Here is a 19220-nt window from a genome sequence, read left to right as displayed (position 1 = left end):
GTGCCGGGTTGCAGGGATCAACCGTCCCGGGGGCGGGGTTGTTCCCCCGGGCGGCGCGGGATCCCGTCACCGAAACGTGCGCGGCGCGCGGGGGCGTTTCGGGACCGGCGGGCGTTCCTGTCGATCCATGCCGCACGGGTGCCATGACATGACCACGCAGACCCTTGGCCCCCCGCGGCTGTTGTCCCTGGCCACGGCGGTCCCGCCCGAGGTGCTGGTCCAGGAGGATGTCATCCGGGAATCCCGCGCCCTGCTGGGGCAGCGCTTCGCCCAGTTCGACCGCCTCGCCCCGGCTTTTGAAAACGCGGGCATCGACACGCGCCATTCGGTCGTCCCCCTGGACTGGTTCCGCCAGCCCCATGGCTGGACCGACCGGACCCGGGCCTATGCGGCGGGGGCCTCCCGGCTGTTTTGCGAGGCGGCGGGGTTGGCGCTAACCCAAGCGGGGCTGACCGCCGGGCAGGTCGATGTGGTGGTCACGGTCTCCTCGACCGGGATCGTCACGCCGACGCTTGAAGCCCTGACCGCCGGGACCATGGGCTTTCGCACGGACGTGATGCGCGTGCCCGTGTTCGGGCTTGGCTGCGCGGGGGGCGTGTCGGGCCTGGCCATCGCGCGCGATCTGGCAGTCGCCCGGCCCGGCGCGGTGGTCCTGATGGTCGCGGTCGAGACCTGCACCCTGCTGTTCCGCCTGGACCGGCTGACCAAGGCCGACATCATCGCCACCGCGCTGTTCGGCGACGGGGCGGCGGCCGCCGTGCTGCGGGCCGGGCATGAGGGCGACGGGGACAAGCCCGAGATCGGCCCGGGCCGCCAGCACATGTGGCCCGACACCCTGGGCATCATGGGCTGGACGGTCGAGGAAACCGGCCTGGGCGTGGTCTTCGACCGCTCCATCCCCGCCTTTGCCGAGGCCGAGTTGCGCGCCGCCCTGGACGCGATGGTCCCTGACCGAACGGTGGACCGCCATGTCTGCCATCCGGGCGGGGCCAAGGTGATCACCGCGCTGGAAAGCACGCTGGACCTGGCCCCGGGCACGCTGGACGCCGAACGGCAGGTGCTGGCCCGCTGCGGCAACATGTCCGCGCCCACCGTGCTGTTCGTGCTGGAGGCCGTGCTGCAATCGGGCCAACGAGGCGACCTGCTGGCCATGGCTTTGGGACCGGGCTTCACGCTGTCGATCCTGCCGATCCGGGTGGCGTGAATGGCCGAGGTCCACCCCGCGGCCCTGGCCTTCATCGCCTTCCTGCTGCTGCAACGCGGGGGCGAACTGGTGCTGGCGCGCCGCAACACCCGCCGGCTGCTGGCGCGCGGGGCCGTCGAACATGGCGCGGGCCATTATCCGCTGATCGTGGCGCTGCACGCGGCCTGGCTGCTGGCGATCTGCATGGGGGGCTGGTCCCGCCCCGTCGATCCCGGCTGGCTGGCGGTCTTTGCCGTCCTGCAACTGTGCCGGTTGTGGGTGCTGGCCAGCCTCGGGTCCCGCTGGACCACGCGCATCATCGTCCTGGACGAGCCGCTGGTCCGGCGCGGCCCCTATCGCTGGATGGCCCATCCCAACTATGCGGTCGTGGTGGCCGAGATCGCGGTCGCGCCCCTGGTGCTGGGCCTGTGGCCCGTCGCGGTGGTCTTCAGCGCCCTGAACGCGGCGGTGCTGGCGATCCGCATCCGGGCCGAGGCGCGGGCGCTTGCCCCCTCACGCTGAGCCGGCGGGCGTGATGCGCAGAGCCCGCAGCGCGTTGAGGATCACGGCCACGTCGATCCCTTCCTGGATCAGCGCGCCCTGGACGGGGGTCAGGTATCCCAAGGCGGCGGCGATCATGCCCGCGACCGACAAGCCGATCCCGGCGGCCACGCTTTGCAGCGCGATCCCGCGCGCACGGCGCGCGATCTCGACCCCCATGGCGATGCGGTCGATGCGGTCCACCAGCAGCACGACATCGGCGGCCTCGGCGCTGGCGGCGGCGCCGCGCGCGCCCATGGCGACGCCCACATCGGCGGCGGCCAGGGCGGGCGCGTCGTTCACGCCGTCGCCCACCATCATCACCGGGCCGTTCTTGCGCTCGGCCAGGACCAGCAGCACCTTGCCGTCGGGCGTCAGCCCCGCGCGGATGCCGTCAAGGCCAAGCCCTTCGGTGACGCGCCGGGCCACGTCGTCCCGGTCGCCCGTGGCCAGCAGGATCCGGGCGATGCCCTGCCCGCGCAGGCGCGCGAGCATCCCGGCCGCGCCCTCGCGCAGCGGGTCCGACATCACCAGATGCCCGGCCATGCGGCCGTCCACCCCCACGGCGACCGTCACCGCACCCGGCGATGCGTCCGGGGGATCGCCCGCCGCCCCGTCAAGACGGCCCGCGACAAAGCCCTGGCCCCCGACCGCGACCCGGTGGCCGTCGAGGATGCCCGCCACCCCCTCGCCCGGGGTCTCGGCCACGTCGCGGGGGAGGGGCAAGGGCAGGTCGCGGTCGCGCGCGGCCTGGACGATGGCCTGCGCCACCGGATGCTTGGACAGCTGGTCCAGCGCGGCGGCCAGGCGCAGCACGTCGTCGGGTGCCATGCCGCACCTAGCCTCGATCCGGACGATCTGCGGGCGTCCGTCGGTCAGGGTGCCGGTCTTGTCCAGGATCAGCGTGCGGACCCGCGCCATCGCCTCCAGCGGCCCGGCGCCCTTGACCAGCACGCCGAAATGCGCGGCCCGCGACAGGCCCGCGACCAGCGCCACGGGCACGGCCAGGATCAGCGGACAGGGCGTCGCCACCACCAGCACGGCCACCGCCCGGACCGGATCGCCGGTGAACCACCAGGCGGCCCCTGCGATGGCGACCGTGACCGCCAAAAAGCCCAGCGACCAGCGGTCGGCCAGCCGCGACAGGGGCGCCTTGGACCGCTGCGCTTCCTCGACCAGGCGGACGATCCCGGCATAGGTGCTGTCCCGGGCCTCGCGCAGCGCCACCAGGTCGAAGGCGTCCCCGGCATTGGTCGCCCCGCTCAGCGCCTCGGCCCCCTGCCCCAGGCGGACCGGCAGGGATTCCCCCGTCAGGGCCGAGCTGTCCAGGAACGCCGTGGCCGAGGCGACCTGCCCGTCCACCGGCACCACGTCGCCCTGCCGGATCAGCAGCCGGTCGCCGGGCGCGATGGCCTCCAGGGCCACCTCCTCCAGCCGGCCATGGCTGTGACGGGTCGCGGTGCGGGGCACGCGGGACAGAAGGTCGCGCATCTCGCGCCGGGCCCGGCCCTCGGCAAAGCCTTCCAGGAAGGTGCCGCCGGAATACATCAGGGCCACGATGGCGGCGGCCAGGGTTTCACCCAGCAGGATCGCCGCCGACATCGACAGGGCCGCGACGATGTCGAGACCCACCTCGCGCCGCGAAAGGCTGCGCCCGATCTCGGCCAGCAGGGCGGCCAGCACCGGCAGCGCCCCGGCCAGCCAGGCGGCGCGCGCCAGATCCGGCAAGCCCCCGGCCCGAAGGACCAGGCCCCCGGCCAGCCCCGCCAGCGCGACCGCCAGAAGAAGCGTCTTGAGGCGGCCCGCCCGGTTCTGGTTCACGACCTGTCCTTTCACCGCCTGAAAACCGCGTCCGGCGTTCCCCGGGCGCGCGCCTGCGCACCATTCCGCAGAAGAAAACCGCCGTCGAGTCCCCCTCTTGCCGCAGGGGCGCGCCGTCCTTGCGGGCGTCCTTGGCGCGGTCCCCTGCGACATCGCGCCCGCTTGTTCCGCGGATTCCGGCTGCCTACATATCGGGCAGGTGTCGGCAAGGCACGCCCGCTGTGATGGACCTGGACAAGGCATCCGAAGCCCTGCAACGGCGCGCCGGCCACGTGGCCGGGCGTCTGGCGCTGCTTGCCAATGCCAAGCGCCTGCTGATCCTGTGCGAACTGGTCCGGGGCGAACGCTCGGTCGGGGCGCTGCAACAGGCCGTGGGCCTGAGCCAGTCGGCGCTGAGCCAGCACCTGGCCAAGCTGCGCGATGCCGGCATGGTGGACACGCGCCGCGAAAGCCGGACCATCTTCTATCGCATCGGCGACCCCGGCCTTGCCGTCCTGATGGCCGCGCTGTCCGAGGCCTTCTGCAAGGACGGGTAAGGCCGCGCCCCGCCGTTATTGCCGATAGGCCGATGCCGCCCGCGCGGCTATCCTGGACCCTTCGGCAACAGCAACAGCAAGGGAGGAAACACCATGGGCAAGCGCGCCGTCGTGGTCATCGACATCCAGAACGACTATTTCCCGGGCGGGAAACACGAACTCGAAGGCATCGAGGAGGCCGCCGCCAACGCCGCCCGCGTGATCGAGACCGCCCGCCGGAATGGCGACCGGGTGATCCATGTCCAGCACGTCTTTCCCGGCCAGGACGCGCCGTTCTTCACCCCCGGATCCGACGGGACCGACATCAACGCCATCGTCGCCCCGCATGAGGGCGAGACGGTCGTGGTGAAGAACCATCCCAACCCCTTCCTGCGGACCGACCTGAAGCAGGTGCTGGACAGCGACGGGATCGAGGAAGTCGTCGTTGTCGGCGCCATGAGCCACATGTGCATCGACGCGGCCGTCCGCGCGGCCAGCGATCACGGCTTCAGGACCACGGTGGTCGAGGATGCCTGCGCCACGCGCGACCTGGAATGGAACGGCACCACCGTGCCCGCGGCTGCGGTCCATGCGGCGATGATGTCGGCCCTGGGCTTTGCCTATGCGACGGTGACGGATACCGACAGCTACCTGCGCGGCTGATCCCCGGGCGTTTCCGGGCCGCCGAATGGGGCGGGGGTGCCTCTTCGTCAGCGAACGGTTGACGGATTGCACGTCATGCAGTTGACTTCTTTTTGTGCAACGAGTGCGCTGTTTGTTGCAACGCAAGGAAGCCCCCCGCCCTGTGGCCTATGGGAAGCCCATGGAACGCGCGCCCCGTCCCCTTCTTATGCGGCTTTGCCTGGCAATCCTGCCGGTGCTGATGCTGCTGGCGGGTGGCCCGGGATTCGCGCCCCGGGCAGGCGCGATGGCGGTCGTCCTGTGCAGCGAGGGCGCGATGAAGACCGTGCTGGCCGATCCCGGCACCGGTCCCGCCCCGCAGGACTGCCGCGATTGCCCGGCCTGCACGCCGCCGCTGCCCGCCGTCCTGGCGCAGGCGGATGGTCCTGCGCGCCCGGCGGACTGGCGTCCCGCTTTCCATCTCCGGCCGATCACCGCCGCCGTCCTGTCCCGCAAGGCGCCCGGTCCCCTGTCGCGCGGTCCCCCGCCTTCCTCCCCCGGGCCGACCCCATGACCCTTCTTCGCCTTCCCCCTCGGCTGCTGCTGCCGGTCCTGCTGGTCCTGGCCTGTCTGGCGATGCTGGTCCCCCTGCCCGCCACCGCGCAGACGGTGCTGGCCCAGTTGCTGCCCGACCAGACCGCATCCGATCTTGTCCCGGGGGCCGAGGGTTTTGGCCCGATCCGCGACGACCTGGCGGTGGCCCCGGTCCTGAAGGGCGGGGAAACGGTCGCCTGGGCCTTCGTCACCTCGGATTTCGTGGGCACCACGGGCTATTCCGGCAAGCCGATCCACACGCTGATCGCCGTGGACGCGGACGCGAAAATCGCGGGCGTGCGGCTGGTCAAGCATTCCGAACCCATCGTCCTGATCGGCATCCCCGAGGCCAAGGTCCGCGCCCTGGTCGAGGGCTACAAGGGCCTCGATCTGGTGGCCGAGGCGCAGTCGGGCGGCACCACGCATGACGTGGACATCATATCCGGCGCGACGGTCACGGTGATGGTGATCGACGATTCCGTGATCCGGTCGGGGCTGAAGGTCGCCCGCGCGCTTGGCCTGGGCGGGCTGGCCCCCGAGGTTGCATCGACCGGCCCGCGTTATGAGATCGACCCGGCGGCACAGGCCCCCGCCGACTGGCAAGCGATGGAGGGCGACGGCACGCTGCGCCGCCTGTCGCTGGACGTGGGCCAGGTGAACGCCGGTTTCGCCGCCAACCCCGACCCCCGCGCGGCGCAGCGCGCGCTGACCGAACCGCCCGGGACCACCTTCATCGACATGCAGGTGGCGCTTGTCTCGGTCCCCGCCATCGGCCGCGCCATCCTGGGCGATGCGGCGGACGCGAACCTGCGCACCTGGCTGGCCGAGGGCGACCAGGCCATCGCGGTCTTCGGCCAGGGTCTCTACAGCTTCAAGGGGTCGGGCTATGTGCGCGGCGGCATCTTCGACCGGATCGTGCTGATCCAGGACGACGTGTCGGTGCGCTTCCGCGACCGCGACCACCGCCGCCTGAACGGCATCGCCGCCCCCGGCGCGCCCGAGTTCGCGGAAACGGACCTGTTCCGCATCCCGGCGGGCACCGGCTTCGACCCGACGAAACCCTTCCGGATCGAGCTGCTGGTGCAGCGCAATGTCGGGCCGATCGAGAAGGTCTTCCAGACCTTCGACCTGGCCTATGAACTGCCGTCGCACTACCTGCGCCCCATCGCCGCCCCGGCCCCCGCGCCCGAAGCCGCCCCCGTGGCGCAAGAGGAAAGCCAGGCCCAGGCCGAATTGTGGAAACGCATCTGGCAAGACTCGCAGGCCAGGATCGCCGTGCTGGGGGTCATGCTGGCGCTGCTGACGGGGGTGTTCTTCTTCCAGCATTTCGCGGTCAGGAACGAACGCCGCTTTTACGTCTTCCGCATGGTCTATCTGGCGGCCACGCTGATCGTGCTGGGCTGGATGTTCAACGCGCAACTGTCGGTCGTCAACATCATGGCGCTGACCGGGTCGGTGATGACCGGTTTCAGCTGGCAGGCCTTCCTGCTGGATCCGCTGACCTTCATCCTGTGGTTCGCGGTGGCCGCCGCCCTGCTGTTCTGGGGACGCGGGGCCTATTGCGGCTGGCTGTGCCCGTTCGGCGCGCTCCAGGAACTGACCAACCAGGTCGCGCGCAAGCTGCGCATTCCGCAATGGACCCTACCCTGGGGCCTGCACGAACGGCTGTGGCCGCTGAAATACATGATCTTCCTGGGCCTGTTCGGCGTTAGCCTGATGAGCGTGGAACAGGCCGAGCACCTGGCCGAGGTCGAACCCTTCAAGACCGCGATCATCCTGAAATTCGTGCGCGCCTGGCCGTTCGTCGCCTATGCCGTGGCGCTGCTGGTGGCGGGGCTGTTCGTCGAACGCTTCTATTGCCGATACCTGTGCCCGCTGGGCGCGGCCTTGGCGATCCCCGCGCGGATCCGCATGTTCGACTGGCTGAAGCGTTACCACGAATGCGGCAATCCCTGCCAGATCTGCGCCCATGAATGCCCCGTTCAGGCGATCCATCCGACCGGAGAGATCAATCCGAACGAATGCATCGACTGCCTGCATTGCCAGGTGCTGTATCACTCGCCCAAGGTCTGTCCCGTCGTCATCAAAAGGGTGAAGCGGCGCGACAAGCTGGCGGCAAGCGCGGTCCCGGACCTGGGACGGCCCCCTGCGGGCCATCCCAATGCGGGCCGCGTCACCGAACCCCTGATCTGAAACCGAAGGAGATGACGATGGACCTCAACGAAAGGAAGGGCCTCAGCCGCCGGATGCTGCTGGGCGCGACGGCGGGGGGTGCTGCGGCGGCCACCGCATTCGGCGGGCGGCTGGCGCTTGGCCTGGGCGGGGCGGCGGGCGTCACCGCCGCGACGGCGGGCGCGGCACGGGCGGCCGAAGGCACCGGCACCGTGGCGCCGGGGCAGCTTGATACCTATTACGGCTTCTGGTCGTCCGGCCAGACGGGCGAGATGCGGATCCTGGGCGTGCCGTCCATGCGCGAGCTGATGCGCGTGCCGGTGTTCAACCGCTGCTCGGCCACCGGCTGGGGGCAGACCAACGAATCGCTGCGCATCCTGGAACGGTCGATGACCGACAAGACCCGCAAGATCCTGGCCGCCAACAACAAGCGCATCCCCGACAACGGCGATCTGCACCACGTCCACATGTCCTTTACCGAGGGCAAGTACGACGGCCGCTACCTGTTCATGAACGACAAGGCCAATACCCGCGTGGCCCGCGTGCGCTGCGACGTGATGAAGGCCGACGCGATCCTGGAGGTGCCGAACGCGAAAAGCATCCACGGGCTTCGCCCGCAGAAATGGCCCCGGACCAACTATGTCTTCTGCAACGGCGAGGACGAGGCGCCGCTGATCAACGACGGCTCGACCATGGAGGACGTGTCCACCTATGTGAACATCTTCACCGCCGTGGACGCCGACAAGTGGGACGTGGCCTGGCAGGTGCAGGTGTCCGGCAACCTGGACAACTGCGATGCGGATTACGAAGGCAAATGGGCCTTCTCGACCTCGTACAACTCGGAAATGGGGATGACCCTGGCCGAGATGACCGAATCCGAGATGGACCACGTCGTCGTCTTCAACATCGCGGAAATCGAGAAGGCCGTGGCCGAGGGCCGGTATGAGGAGGTGAACGGCGTCAAGGTCCTGGACGGGCGCAAGGAGGCGAACAGCCAGTTCACCCGCTATATCCCCGTGGCCAACAACCCCCACGGCTGCAACATGGCGCCCGACAAGGTGCACCTGTGCATCGGCGGCAAGCTGTCGCCCACGGTGACGGTGCTGGACGTGACCAGGTTCGACACCCTGTTCACGGAAAACGCCGATCCGCGCAGCGTGGTGGTGGCCGAACCGGAACTGGGCCTCGGGCCGCTTCACACCGCCTTCGACGGGCGCGGCAACGCCTATACCACGCTGTTCCTGGACAGCCAGGTCGTCAAGTGGAACATCGCCGACGCCATCCGCGCCCATGCCGGCGAGCAGGTCGATCCGATCAAGGACAAGATCGACGTGCAGTATCAGCCCGGCCACCTCAAGACCGTGATGGGCGAGACGCTGGACGCGCAGAACGACTGGATGGTCTGTTTGTGCAAGTTTTCCAAGGACCGCTTCCTGAACGTGGGTCCCTTGAAGCCGGAAAACGACCAGCTGATCGACATCTCGGGCGACAGGATGGTGCTGGTCCATGACGGCCCGAACTTTGCCGAACCCCATGACGCGATCGCGGTGCATCCGTCGATCATGTCGGGCATCAAGTCGGTCTGGGACCGCAACGATCCCATGTGGGCCGAAACCCGCAGGCAGGCCGAGGCCGACGGCGTCAACATCGACGACTGGGCCGACACGGTGGTGCGCGACGGCGACAAGGTCCGCGTCTACATGACCAGCGTGGCGCCGAACTTTTCGCTGGAAAGCTTCAGCGTCAAGGAAGGCGACGAGGTCACGGTGGTCATCACCAACCTGGACGAGATCGACGACCTGACCCACGGCTTCACCATGGGCAACCACAGCGTCGCGATGGAGATCGGGCCGCAGATGACCAGTTCCGTCACCTTCGTGGCGGGCGCGCCGGGCGTTTACTGGTATTACTGCCAGTGGTTCTGCCACGCCCTGCACATGGAGATGCGCGGCCGCATGTTCGTCGAACCGAAGGCCGCCTGACCATGCGCGGGCTTGCCCTGATCCTTGGCCTGCTGTTCGCCTTGCCCGCGCTTGCGGCAGAGCGTCAGATCGCGCCGGGACCGGGCAGCCTGGCGCAAGCCATCGCCGGGGCCGCCCCTGGCGATGTGCTGATGCTGAAGGACGGGGTCTATCCCGGCCCCGTCGCCATCGACAAACCCCTGACCATCACCGGCCTGGAAGGGGCCGTGGTGGACGGCGGGGACCAGGGCACCGTCATCACCGTCGCCGCGCCCGACGTGGCCCTGCGCGGCTTCACCGTCACCGGATCCGGCGGCAAGAACGAGGATCTGGACGCGGGCGTGAAGATCCTGAAAGGCGCCGACCGCGCGCGGGTCGAGGGGCTGACCCTGACCGGCAACATGCACGGCATCGACGTGCATGGCGGGCGGGATGCGCAGGTGGTCCGCAACCGCATCACCGGGCGGCAGGATCCGCACATGAACGCGCGCGGCAACGGCATCTATGTCTGGAACAGCCCCGGCACGCTTCTGGACGGCAACGTGATCCGCTATGGCCGCGACGGCATCTTTTCCAATGCCAGCGCCAGCAGCATTTACCGCAACAACATCATGCGCGACCTGCGCTTTGCCGTGCATTTCATGTATACCCGCAACACCGAGGTGTCCGGCAACATCAGCATCGGCAACCACCTGGGCTTCGCCATCATGTTCTCCGACCGGGCCAAGATCCTGCGCAACCTCAGCCTGGGCGACCGGGAACATGGGCTTATGCTGAACTATGCCAACAATGCCGACGTGACGGGCAACCTGATCCGGGGCGGGACGAAGAAATGCCTGTTCATCTACAACGCGCACAAGAACCTGATCTGGGACAACCGCTTCCAGGACTGTGGCATCGGCATCCACTTCACCGCCGGGTCCGAACGGAACGTCCTGACCGGCAACGCCTTCATCGCCAACCGCGAGCAGGTGAAATACGTGGGCACCCGCTTCATGGAATGGAGCCACGAGGGCCGCGGCAACTTCTGGTCCGACCACCCGGCCTATGACCTGAACGGCGACGGGGTGGCCGACGGCAGCTATCGCCCCAACGACCTGATCGACCATATCCTGTGGTCGCAACCGGCCGCCGCCCTGCTGACAGGATCGCCCGCCGTGCAGCTGGTCCGGTGGAGCCAGTCGAGCTTTCCCGCCACCCTGCCCGGCGGCGTCACCGACAGCCATCCGCTGATGCGCCCCCTGACCATCCCCGTCCCCACTGACATCAAGGCCCAGGAGGCCGAGGTGGCGGGACGCTGGGCCAAAGGAAATTACGATGACATCGACCCTGACGATCTCGCATCTCACTAAACGCTTTGCCGGGGTCGAGGCATTGCGCGACGTGTCCCTGTCGGTCGAACCCGGGCAGCGGGTGGCGCTTCTGGGCCATAACGGCGCGGGCAAATCGACGATGATGAAGATCGTCCTGGGCCTGATCCCCTTCGACGCGGGCCAGGTCACGGTCTGCGGCGCGGCCCCCGGTTCGGCTGCGGCCCGCGCCCAGGTGGCCTATCTGCCCGAAAACGCGGCCTTCCACCCGGCCCTGACGGGCGAGGAGCAGATCCGCCACTACCTGTCCCTGCGCGGCGAACGCCCCGCGCAGGCGCTGGACCTGCTGGCCCGCGTGGGGCTGGCGGATGCCGCCAAACGCCGCATCGGCACCTATTCCAAGGGGATGCGGCAGCGCGTGGGCCTGGCGCAGGCGCTGATCGGCCAGCCGCGCCTGCTGGTCCTGGACGAGCCGACCTCGGGGCTTGATCCGGTATCGCGGCGTGACTTCTATGCCCTGCTGGACGGGTTGGCGGCGGGCGGCACGGCGATCCTGCTGTCCTCGCACGCCCTGACCGAGGTCGAGGCGCGCACCGACCGCATCCTGATCCTGTCGAAAGGCCGCCTGATGGCCGAAGGCTCGCTGGCCGATCTGCGCCGCGCCGCCGCCCTGCCCGTCGCGATCAGCGTGGCCCCGGCTGCGGGGCAAGATGCCGCGCTGGCCGCCGCCCTGCCGATGGCGCGGGCCAATGGCGACGGGCGGCTGCACATGGATTGCGCCCAGGGCGACAAGCTGGCCGTGCTGGCGCGGATCACCGGACTGCCGCAGGTGGCCGATCTCGAGGTGATCCCGCCCAGCCTGGAAGACATCTATTCCCATTTCAGCCAAAGGGACGGGCAATGAACCGCATCTGGTCCACCGCCGTTGTCGAGTTCCGCATCGCGGGGCGCAACCGCTGGGTCGCCATCGCCGTCCTGCTGATGGTGGTCTTCGCCCTGGTGCTGGCCGCCGCAGGCGCCGCGCCCACGGGCGACATCGGCGCCGACCGGCTGTCGGTGATCGTGGCCTCGCTGACTTCGCTGGCGGTCTATCTGGTCCCGCTGATCGCCCTGCTGATGAGCTTCGATGCCGTCGCGGGCGAAGTCGAGCGCGGCACCCTGCCCCTGCTGCTGACCTATCCCGTCAGCCGCGCGGAAATCCTCGCGGGCAAGCTGGGGGCGCATCTGGCGATCCTGACGCTGGCGGTCGCTGCGGGCTATGGGGCGGCGGCGCTGGCGGCCTTCTGGGCCGATCCGGCCTCGGTGGCAGGCCTGCCCGCGCTTGGCCGGCTGGTCTGGAGTTCGGTGCTGCTGGGCGCGACCTTCCTGGGCGCGGGCTATGCGCTGTCGGCGCTGGCGCGGCGTCCGTCCGGCGCGGCGGGTCTGGCGGTCGGGCTGTGGCTGGGGGCGGTGGTGCTTTACGACCTGGTGCTGCTGGCGCTGATCGTGTCGGACGGCGGCGGCGCGCTGACCACGCGGGCGCTGCCCGTGGCGCTGCTGGCGAACCCCGCCGACGCCTTCCGCCTGTTCAACCTGGCCGCCGCCCAGGCCAGCGCCGCCGCGGGCGGCATGGGCGGGGCGGCATCGGCCATCCCCTTGTGGCAATCGGCGCTGTCGGTGGCGCTGTGGCCCCTGCTGGCCTTGGCGCTGGCCATCGCCGCCTTCCGAAAGGTCACGCCATGAATCGCATCCTGATCCTGGCCCTGTGCCTGACCCTCGCCGCCTGCAAGCAGGAGGCCGCCCAGGACATCACGCCCGTCGAACTGACCGCCGAGACGCTGGGCCATTTCTGCCAGATGAACCTGCTGGAACATCCCGGTCCCAAGGCGCAGGTGCATCTGGAGGGGATGCCGGGCACGCCCCTGTTCTTCAGCCAGGTCCGCGACGCCATCGCCTACGGGCGCCTGCCCGAACAAAGCCACCCGATTTTAGCCATGCAAGTCAACGACATGGCCGCGAATGGGGCCACGTGGGAGGTTCCGGGCCGAGGCAACTGGATCGACGCGGACGACGCCTTCTTCGTCCTGGGATCGGCGCGGGAAGGCGGCATGGGCGCGCCCGAGGCCGTGCCCTTCGGCACCCGCGCTGCGGCGGACGCCTTTGCCGCCCGGGAAGGCGGCACCGTGATGCGCCTGTCCGAGATCCCCGACGACCTGGTCCTGACGCCCGAGGAGACCGCGCCCGACACCCCGGACGCCGATTTTGAGAACCGCCTGCGCGCCTTGTCGCGCCCCGAGGGATAAGCCATGCCCCTGACCCGCCGCCGTTTCCTGACCATCTCGGCCACCGCCGCCTGCCTGCCCGGCGCGCTTCGGGCCGCGCCCCGCCACTGGACCGGCCAGGCGCTTGGCGCGCGCGCCTCGATCCGGTTGGACCACCCGGACGCCCCCGCGATCACCGCCCGCTGCCTGGCCGAGATCGACCGGCTGGAGGACATCCTGTCGCTGTATCGCGCGGACAGCGCCCTGTCGCGGCTGAACCGCACGGGCCGGCTGGACACGCCCCCTTTCGAGCTGCTGGACTGCCTGTCGCTGTCAGGCGCCGTGCATCGCGCCAGCGGCGGGGCCTTCGACGTGACGTTGCAACCCTTGTGGGCGCTGTGGGCCGAGGCTGCGGTGCAGAATTGCCGCCCCACGCCCGCCGAACGCCGCGCCGCGCTGGCGCATGGGGGGTGGAGCGACGTGGCCCTGTCGCCGCAGGCCATCACCCTGCGCCCCGGCATGGCGCTGACGCTGAACGGCATCGGCCAGGGCCATGTCGCCGACCGCGTGGCGGCGCTGCTGGAGGCCGAAGGATTGACCGACATCCTGATCGACACCGGAGAGATGCGCGCCCTGGGCGTCCGTCCCTGGCCGGTGCGCATCGACGGCGGCGGCCGCGTGGCCCTGTCGTCCCGCGCGCTGGCGACCTCGGCCCCGCGCGGGACGTGCTTTGACGCGAGCGGGCGGGACGGGCATATCCTCGATCCGCGCACCGGAGGGCCGGCGACCTCGCCCTGGGCCTCCGTGTCGGTGTCGGCCCCAAGCGCGGCGCTGGCCGATGCCCTGTCCACCGCCGCCTGCCTGACCCCCGACCGCGCCGCGCTGGAGGCCCTCATCGCCGCCTTCCCCGCGGCCCGGCTGGAGAACGCGCGTCCCGCCTGAAACAGGCGCGCCTTGGTGGGGCCAGGCTCATGTCGCCTGGGCTTTCGTGACGAAAGCGTGCAGGGCTGTATGAGGAATAGGCCTTTGATGGAGCCTCGGGATAGAAATGTGGTTCATCGGCTCAAAATTCCTGGGCATATAGGCGAATCGACTACCACACCCACACAATCAGCCCATCCGACTGCCCTGCACCCTTTTGTTCCAAGGCATGAACAGTCCGCCAACCACTACCTGCATCACGCGGTCTCCACCCGCCGTGTTTCCCAACGACTCCCCTGCCCCGCCGCGCGGTTGACAGCTGTCAACTTCATCCCCTTGCCATCCCGGCGCCGCGCAGAAGCGCCATGACCATGGGTCCCGGGCGAAAATCCGGGGTCAGCGACAGTCGGCGCAGATAGGCCCCCGGGTTCCGGATCCGGGTGAAGCGTTGCAGGATGCAGGCCAGCGTGATGCTTGCGGTCCTGTCCCCAAGGCTTTGCCGCGCCGACAGCCAGGTTTCGGCGGTGATGCCCATCATCGGGCGCACGAACTCTGCCAGGCGGGTCAGGTCCTTCCAGTCGCGCAGCGGTTCCGCGGCGTATTGGCTGATGTCGGGCGCCGCTTTCAGCACGATGGGCAACGGCAGTTTGTCCCCGTCTTCCTGCTTCATGGCCAATTCAGATTCAGGATGATCAGAGTCTGCATTATGTTGGTGCCGCTCATTTCGGGCGTCATTGCCGCTCATTCCGGGCGATCTTTCCTCGGCCGCGCCGGTTTCGGCCAGCACCTGCCGCAGGGCCGCTTCCAGGGCGGACAGGTCCGCAAGCCCCAGCTTGCGCCGCAGCCGCAGCCGCAGCTCGGCCAATCTGGCGTGGCGGGGCGCGGTCGCTTCGGCGGGGGGCTGGTCCATGCCGGGCCGGCTGGCGATGTCGCGCAGCAGCAGGACCACGGTTTGCCGCGCCCGGCGCATCAGGCGCGCCGTCTCGCGGGCGGCCTCCGCCGCCTCCCGGATCTCGGCCACCCGACGCAGCAGCGGGCCAAGGTCGAAGCCGAACACCCGGTCAATCCGGCCCCGCCCGTCGCGGGTCGCGTATCGCTTGCCGTTCGGACTGTCCTGGCGGCGGATCAATCCTGCCTCTACCAGGGCCGCAAGGTGGCGCCGCAGCGTGCTTTCCGGCATTCCGTGCAGCCGGGCGGACAGGCTGGAATTCGACGGAAACACCGTCAGGGCGCCGTCCGCCAGGTCGCGCGCCGGATGAAAGGACAGCAGCGCCGACAGCACCGACAGGTTGCGGTCCGTCAGGCCAAAGGCTTCGCGCCCTTCGGTCAGGTCTTGCAGGATCGTCCATTTGTCGGTGCCGGCAGGGACCGAAACGGTGCCCGCCGCCAGGGCTTGGCCGGCCAGCAGGCCAGCCGCAGGCGACCGCCGCCCGGACGGCGTCGTGGAAATATGCCTCATTCGTGATCTCACAAGGCAAAGGAATTGCCTTCGCCGGAACCGACGGTGTTGACAGCTGTCAACTTTAGCCGCTATCTTCGAGGTGCTAGATCGAGAGAACGGCCCTTTGGGATGTCATGTCCTGGGGGGCTTTTCTTTTGCCGTCCTGTGCCTCCTTGGTTGGTTTCGGTGTTGAACGCCCGTCACTGGCGGCTTTTCAGCCAATCACGGTGAACCTCTGCCATGTGATCGGCCAGCCAGTCCGCAAAGGCGGGGTCCCCGGCCTCAAGCTCGATCACCGTTTTCGTCCTGCCCCGGCGGACCTGGCCCAGTGTCCTGCCGTCGGCGGCCAGCAAGGGCCGGGACGCCGGACGCGCAGGGGGGGCGCTGACCGCCGCCAGGACGGCCGCGAAGCGCGCGTCCGAGTCGGCGCCCTGCGCCAGGGGCACCAGATCCTCGACCTTGCGCCCCTCGGCCTTTTGCGCCAGGGCCAGCCAGCGGTCCCGGCCCGCCGAGGGGGCGGCGCCGATCGCCCGGATCAGCGCGTCCGGCAGCGCGTCGATCACCGACAACATGCGCGAGATCACCGTCTTGTCGATCGACAGCGCATCGCAGATCAACCTGCGTTCATAGCCCGCCGCGACCATCTGCCGGGCAAAGTTGGCCTTCTCGATGAAGCTCAGGTCCTTGCGGGCCGAGTTTTCCTGGCCCTGCGCCACCACCAGCTCGCGGTCGTTCAGGCTGCGGACCATCGCCTTGACCGGCAGGCCCAGCCTGCGCATCGCCGCGACCCGGCGGCGGCCGAAGACCACGTCATAGCGCCCCTCGGCGTTGGGCGAATGGCGCAGCAGCACCGGCACCTGCTGGCCGTAATCCTTGATCGAGGCCATCAGCGCCTCGATCCCCTGGGGGTCCTCGTCCAGCCGGTCGTCCAGGCCCGCATGGTCGATCAGGTCGGCCGGAACCTCGATGATGGCGCGGTTCTTCAGCTCGCTGATGGATTTGGACACCGCGCCGATGGCGCCGCGCTCGGACCGGGGCAGGGGGGGGCGGGGTTCGTCGCCCGGCGGCGCCGCCATCAGGTTCTTGAGCAGATCCTTGCGTGCCATCACACCCCCTTGCGGCCCCAGGCCGCCTGTATCAGCCCCTCGATCTCGCCGTTGACGGCATTCAGGCTTTCCATCGCGCGTTCATAGGTGGCGCGCGTGAACTGGGACTTTTCGACCTCGTACAGCGTCTGCTTGGTGATCCCCGCGTCCGAGATGGCGGTGGATTTCAGCACCGGGTGGTTCAGGACATGGTCGCCGAACATGGACCGCATGAAGCTGACCATCTGGTTCTGCGGCCCGTCGCCGGGTTCATAGCGCGTCACGACATAGCGCATCCAGTCATAGTCCATGTTGCCCCCGGCATCGGCGACGACCGCCAGCAGGTTCGATGTCATCAGCAGGAACTGGCACATCGACATCACGTCCAGCATCTGCGGATGCACGGTGACAAGAATGGCAGTCGCCGCCGACAGGGCGGACATGGTCAGGAATCCCAGCTGCGGCGGACAGTCGATCACGATCACGTCGTAGTCGTCCTCGACCTCGGCCAGAACATCGCCGATCCTGGTAAAGAAATAGTTGCCCGACCGTTCGCGCAACGCCATGGGTGTTGCGTGTTCGAATTCCATCAGGTCCAGGTTGCCGGGAATCAGGTCGAGATTTGTGAAATAGGTGTGCTGGATCACGCTGCGCAGCGGCACCGGATCGTCATACCGGATCGAATCATAGATGGTCCCGCCATCGGGCAGGTCCAGTTCGGGCTGCACCCCGTGCAGGGCCGACAGGCTGGCCTGCGGATCGAGGTCGATGGCCAGCACCCGGTATCCGTCCAGCGCCAGCTTCTGCGCCAGATGGGCGGCGGTGGTGGTCTTGCCCGAGCCGCCCTTGAAATTGATCACCGTGATGACCTGAAGATGATCCTGCCCGCGCCGCCCCGGCAGATAGGTGCCGGGCGTTTTCGTCCCCTTTTCAAGGACTTCGCGCAGCGCCTGGATGTCGGCGGGCGTGTAATAGCGCCGCCCCCCGGCCCGCGTCTCGGGCGAGGGACCCTTGCCCTCCAGGTCCAGCTTGCGCAGATAGGCGTCCTTCACGCCCAGCAGGTCCGCCACCTCGCCCGAGGTGAACTTGCGCAGTTCCCGCCGGGCGTCGGGGGGAAAAAGCTGTTCGCGATGCGCATGGAGCCGCTCGGACAAGGCCGCGGCATGGGCGCCCACCAGCTTGTCGATGCGTGTCTTCGGCTGCATAATGCCCATGCTGCCATCCTCTCGTGCCGGTCGGCCCTGGCGTGGTTACGCTTCAAGCCGTCATATTCAGTTTCCTGCGTAATTTATTGTGGTGTTTTGCGATTCTGGCAAGGGTCTTTTCCGGCGGCCTTTTCCTTGGCGGCGGGCCACGCGCAACGAAAAGGGCAGGGACCCTGCATGGTCCCTGCCCGGCAAGGAAAGGCGCAGCCGCCTTTCCGCCCTGATCGGCGTTCCTAGAAGCTGAAATCCGAAAAGCCCAGGTCGGCCTTCTGGAAATCCTCCAGCACCACCGTGGTGCCCGGCGACAGGGTCAGCACCAGGTCGGCGCCGTCCTGCCGGGCGCCCGCGATGATCTGGCGCACCTGGGCGCTGCCGAAGTCGTCCAGCTCGATGCGGTCGATGCCGTTCTGGAAATCGGTGATGCGGTCGCGGCCGTCGCCCCGTTCGAACTCGAACACGTCGGCCCCCAGGCCGCCGGCCAGGATGTCGTTGCCCGCCCCGCCTTCCAGGTGATCGCGGCCCTCGCCGCCCGACAGCACGTCGTTGCCCGTGCCGCCCTCGAGGTCGTCGTTGCCGATGCCGCCCCACAGGCGGTCGTTGCCACGGCCCCCTTCAAGCTCGTCGTTGCCGGATTCGCCGTACAGCCAGTCGTTGCCGCTGCCGCCTTCCAGCTCGTCATGGCCGATGCCGCCCCACAGGCGGTCGTTGCCGTCGCCGCCTTCAAGATCGTCGTTGCCGGCCCGGCCATACAGCAGGTCGTTGCCGCCCAGGCCGAACAGCCGGTCCGCCAGGCCGGATCCGTTCAGGGTGTTGATGCCGTTGGTGCCACGGAAAATGGGCATGTCTTCATCCTTTCGTCAGGTTTCGGTGTCAGTCGTCGCGGGTTTCGGCAAGGATCGCCCCCGAGCCGGAATCGACGCGCAGATCCACGCGCCGTCCGTCCGGCGCCGTGGCGTCCACGTCGATGGACGCGCGGTCCACGTCGATGTCGGCGATGCGATAGCCCTGCGCCTCAAGGTCCGCGATGATCGCCGACAAGGGCCGCGCCGCGTCCTGCGCCAGGGCAGGGCCGACGGGACCGAGGGCCAGGACAAGAACGGGGATCAGTGGCTTCATGCGTCGCTCCTTTGCTGGGCTGCCGTGGGGCCGCCGGGACGAATCACTTGTCGCACATCCCGCCTGATGCGGCGCTGACCGGCCTTGTCAGGCAATTGTCAGGCGGCTTGCGCCAGGATGGACCCCATGCGCATCCCGATCCTCGCCCTTGTCCTGCTGATCGCGTCCGGTCCGGCCCCCTGGGCGCAGGACCGGCCCGCGCGCGACGCCTCCGAGATCGACGCCGACAGCGACCTGGCGCTGGCGGCGGTGGCGCGCGGCGAGATCCTGCCCTTGTCCGCGCTGATGCCGCGCCTTCTGGCCGCCCATCCCGGCGAGGTGCTGGACATCGAGATCGACCTTGATCCCGCCGGGCGCATCGAGGAATACGAATTCGAGATGCTGACCCCCGAAGGACGGCTGATCGAGGTGGACATGGACGCCCGCACGGGCGAGATCACCGAGGTCAGCGACGAGGACCCCGAGGACGATGACTGAAGGCACCCCATGCGCGTC

The 19220-nt window shown here is 69.0% G+C and carries 19 protein-coding genes; 13 read left to right on the top strand and 6 right to left on the bottom strand.

Going from position 1 to position 19220, the window contains the following annotated elements; genetic code table 11:
• Nucleotides 1-148 precede the first annotated feature (148 nt).
• Together GIY56_RS12245 and GIY56_RS12240 are read left to right on the top strand one after the other, a co-directional pair.
• Entirely contained in the window at nt 149-1204 is a 1056-nt protein-coding gene (locus GIY56_RS12245) for a type III polyketide synthase (protein WP_154765138.1), read from the top strand.
• On the top strand, nt 1205-1705 hold the full coding sequence (locus GIY56_RS12240; protein ID WP_154765137.1) for an isoprenylcysteine carboxyl methyltransferase family protein: 501 nt from the start codon (nt 1205-1207) through the stop codon (nt 1703-1705).
• Here the strand turns inward: GIY56_RS12240 and GIY56_RS12235 are convergent.
• Nucleotides 1697-3544 carry a heavy metal translocating P-type ATPase gene (locus tag GIY56_RS12235; protein WP_328288535.1) on the bottom strand — a complete coding sequence of 616 codons (1848 nt, stop codon included), beginning with the start codon at nt 3542-3544 and terminating at the stop codon, nt 1697-1699. The two genes, GIY56_RS12240 and GIY56_RS12235, sit on opposite strands and share 9 nt — an antisense overlap.
• A gap of 224 nt (nt 3545-3768) precedes the next feature.
• Between GIY56_RS12235 and GIY56_RS12230 the strand changes: the two genes are divergently transcribed.
• From GIY56_RS12230 to GIY56_RS12185, 10 genes are all read left to right on the top strand, one after another.
• Entirely contained in the window at nt 3769-4080 is a 312-nt protein-coding gene (locus GIY56_RS12230) for an ArsR/SmtB family transcription factor (protein ID WP_154765135.1), read from the top strand.
• 93 nt (nt 4081-4173) lie between these two features.
• Nucleotides 4174-4722 (top strand): cysteine hydrolase family protein, encoded by a 549-nt coding sequence (locus tag GIY56_RS12225; protein ID WP_154765134.1) that lies wholly within the window; start codon nt 4174-4176, stop codon nt 4720-4722.
• A 187-nt stretch (nt 4723-4909) separates the two neighbouring features.
• Nucleotides 4910-5254: a hypothetical protein gene (locus tag GIY56_RS12220; RefSeq protein ID WP_154765133.1), complete on the top strand. Its 345-nt coding sequence runs from the start codon at nt 4910-4912 to the stop codon at nt 5252-5254.
• Nucleotides 5251-7467 (top strand): NosR/NirI family protein, encoded by a 2217-nt coding sequence (locus GIY56_RS12215; RefSeq protein ID WP_154765132.1) that lies wholly within the window; start codon nt 5251-5253, stop codon nt 7465-7467. Before GIY56_RS12220 ends, GIY56_RS12215 begins: the two co-directional genes overlap by 4 nt.
• Before the next feature lie 17 nt (nt 7468-7484).
• On the top strand, nt 7485-9428 hold the full coding sequence (gene nosZ, locus GIY56_RS12210; protein WP_154765131.1) for a TAT-dependent nitrous-oxide reductase: 1944 nt from the start codon (nt 7485-7487) through the stop codon (nt 9426-9428).
• A 2-nt stretch (nt 9429-9430) separates the two neighbouring features.
• Nucleotides 9431-10759 carry a nitrous oxide reductase family maturation protein NosD gene (locus GIY56_RS12205; RefSeq protein WP_154765130.1) on the top strand — a complete coding sequence of 443 codons (1329 nt, stop codon included), beginning with the start codon at nt 9431-9433 and terminating at the stop codon, nt 10757-10759.
• Nucleotides 10725-11621, top strand: coding sequence for an ABC transporter ATP-binding protein (locus GIY56_RS12200; RefSeq protein ID WP_154765129.1), 897 nt, complete (start codon nt 10725-10727; stop codon nt 11619-11621). The genes GIY56_RS12205 and GIY56_RS12200 overlap by 35 nt, the downstream gene beginning before the upstream one ends.
• Nucleotides 11618-12439 carry an ABC transporter permease gene (locus GIY56_RS12195; protein WP_154765128.1) on the top strand — a complete coding sequence of 274 codons (822 nt, stop codon included), beginning with the start codon at nt 11618-11620 and terminating at the stop codon, nt 12437-12439. Before GIY56_RS12200 ends, GIY56_RS12195 begins: the two co-directional genes overlap by 4 nt.
• A complete protein-coding gene (locus GIY56_RS12190; RefSeq protein WP_154765127.1) occupies nt 12436-12999 on the top strand; it encodes a nitrous oxide reductase accessory protein NosL in 564 nt (187 codons plus the stop codon). The genes GIY56_RS12195 and GIY56_RS12190 overlap by 4 nt, the downstream gene beginning before the upstream one ends.
• A 3-nt stretch (nt 13000-13002) precedes the next feature.
• Nucleotides 13003-13899 (top strand): FAD:protein FMN transferase, encoded by an 897-nt coding sequence (locus tag GIY56_RS12185; protein WP_154765126.1) that lies wholly within the window; start codon nt 13003-13005, stop codon nt 13897-13899.
• Between the two features lie 307 nt (nt 13900-14206).
• Here the strand turns inward: GIY56_RS12185 and repC are convergent, their stop codons facing one another.
• The 5 genes from repC to GIY56_RS12160 form a co-directional block, all read right to left on the bottom strand.
• Nucleotides 14207-15337: a plasmid replication protein RepC gene (gene repC / locus GIY56_RS12180; protein ID WP_154765125.1), complete on the bottom strand. Its 1131-nt coding sequence runs from the start codon at nt 15335-15337 to the stop codon at nt 14207-14209.
• A gap of 182 nt (nt 15338-15519) precedes the next feature.
• Entirely contained in the window at nt 15520-16425 is a 906-nt protein-coding gene (gene repB, locus GIY56_RS12175; RefSeq protein ID WP_154765124.1) for a plasmid partitioning protein RepB, read from the bottom strand.
• Complete coding sequence (gene repA / locus GIY56_RS12170) at nt 16425-17609, bottom strand: plasmid partitioning protein RepA (protein WP_154765221.1); 1185 nt, start codon at nt 17607-17609, stop codon at nt 16425-16427. Before repA ends, repB begins: the two co-directional genes overlap by 1 nt.
• A gap of 233 nt (nt 17610-17842) precedes the next feature.
• A complete protein-coding gene (locus GIY56_RS12165; RefSeq protein WP_154765123.1) occupies nt 17843-18451 on the bottom strand; it encodes a calcium-binding protein in 609 nt (202 codons plus the stop codon).
• A 28-nt stretch (nt 18452-18479) separates the two neighbouring features.
• Nucleotides 18480-18725, bottom strand: a complete 246-nt coding sequence (locus GIY56_RS12160; RefSeq protein WP_154765122.1) for a PepSY domain-containing protein — start codon at nt 18723-18725, stop codon at nt 18480-18482.
• Nucleotides 18726-18851: 126 nt separating this feature from the next.
• Between GIY56_RS12160 and GIY56_RS12155 the strand changes: the two genes are divergently transcribed.
• The gene (locus GIY56_RS12155; protein ID WP_196053615.1) at nt 18852-19202 is read left to right on the top strand and encodes a PepSY domain-containing protein; all 351 of its coding nucleotides are present in this window, start codon (nt 18852-18854) and stop codon (nt 19200-19202) included.
• Nucleotides 19203-19220: the final 18 nt, after the last annotated feature.

Source organism: Paracoccus lichenicola (assembly GCF_009708075.1).
Taxonomy (GTDB): Bacteria; Pseudomonadota; Alphaproteobacteria; order Rhodobacterales; family Rhodobacteraceae; genus Paracoccus; species Paracoccus lichenicola.
Note: the sequence above shows the minus strand (reverse complement) of the source record. Positions and strands in the feature narration are given on the sequence as shown.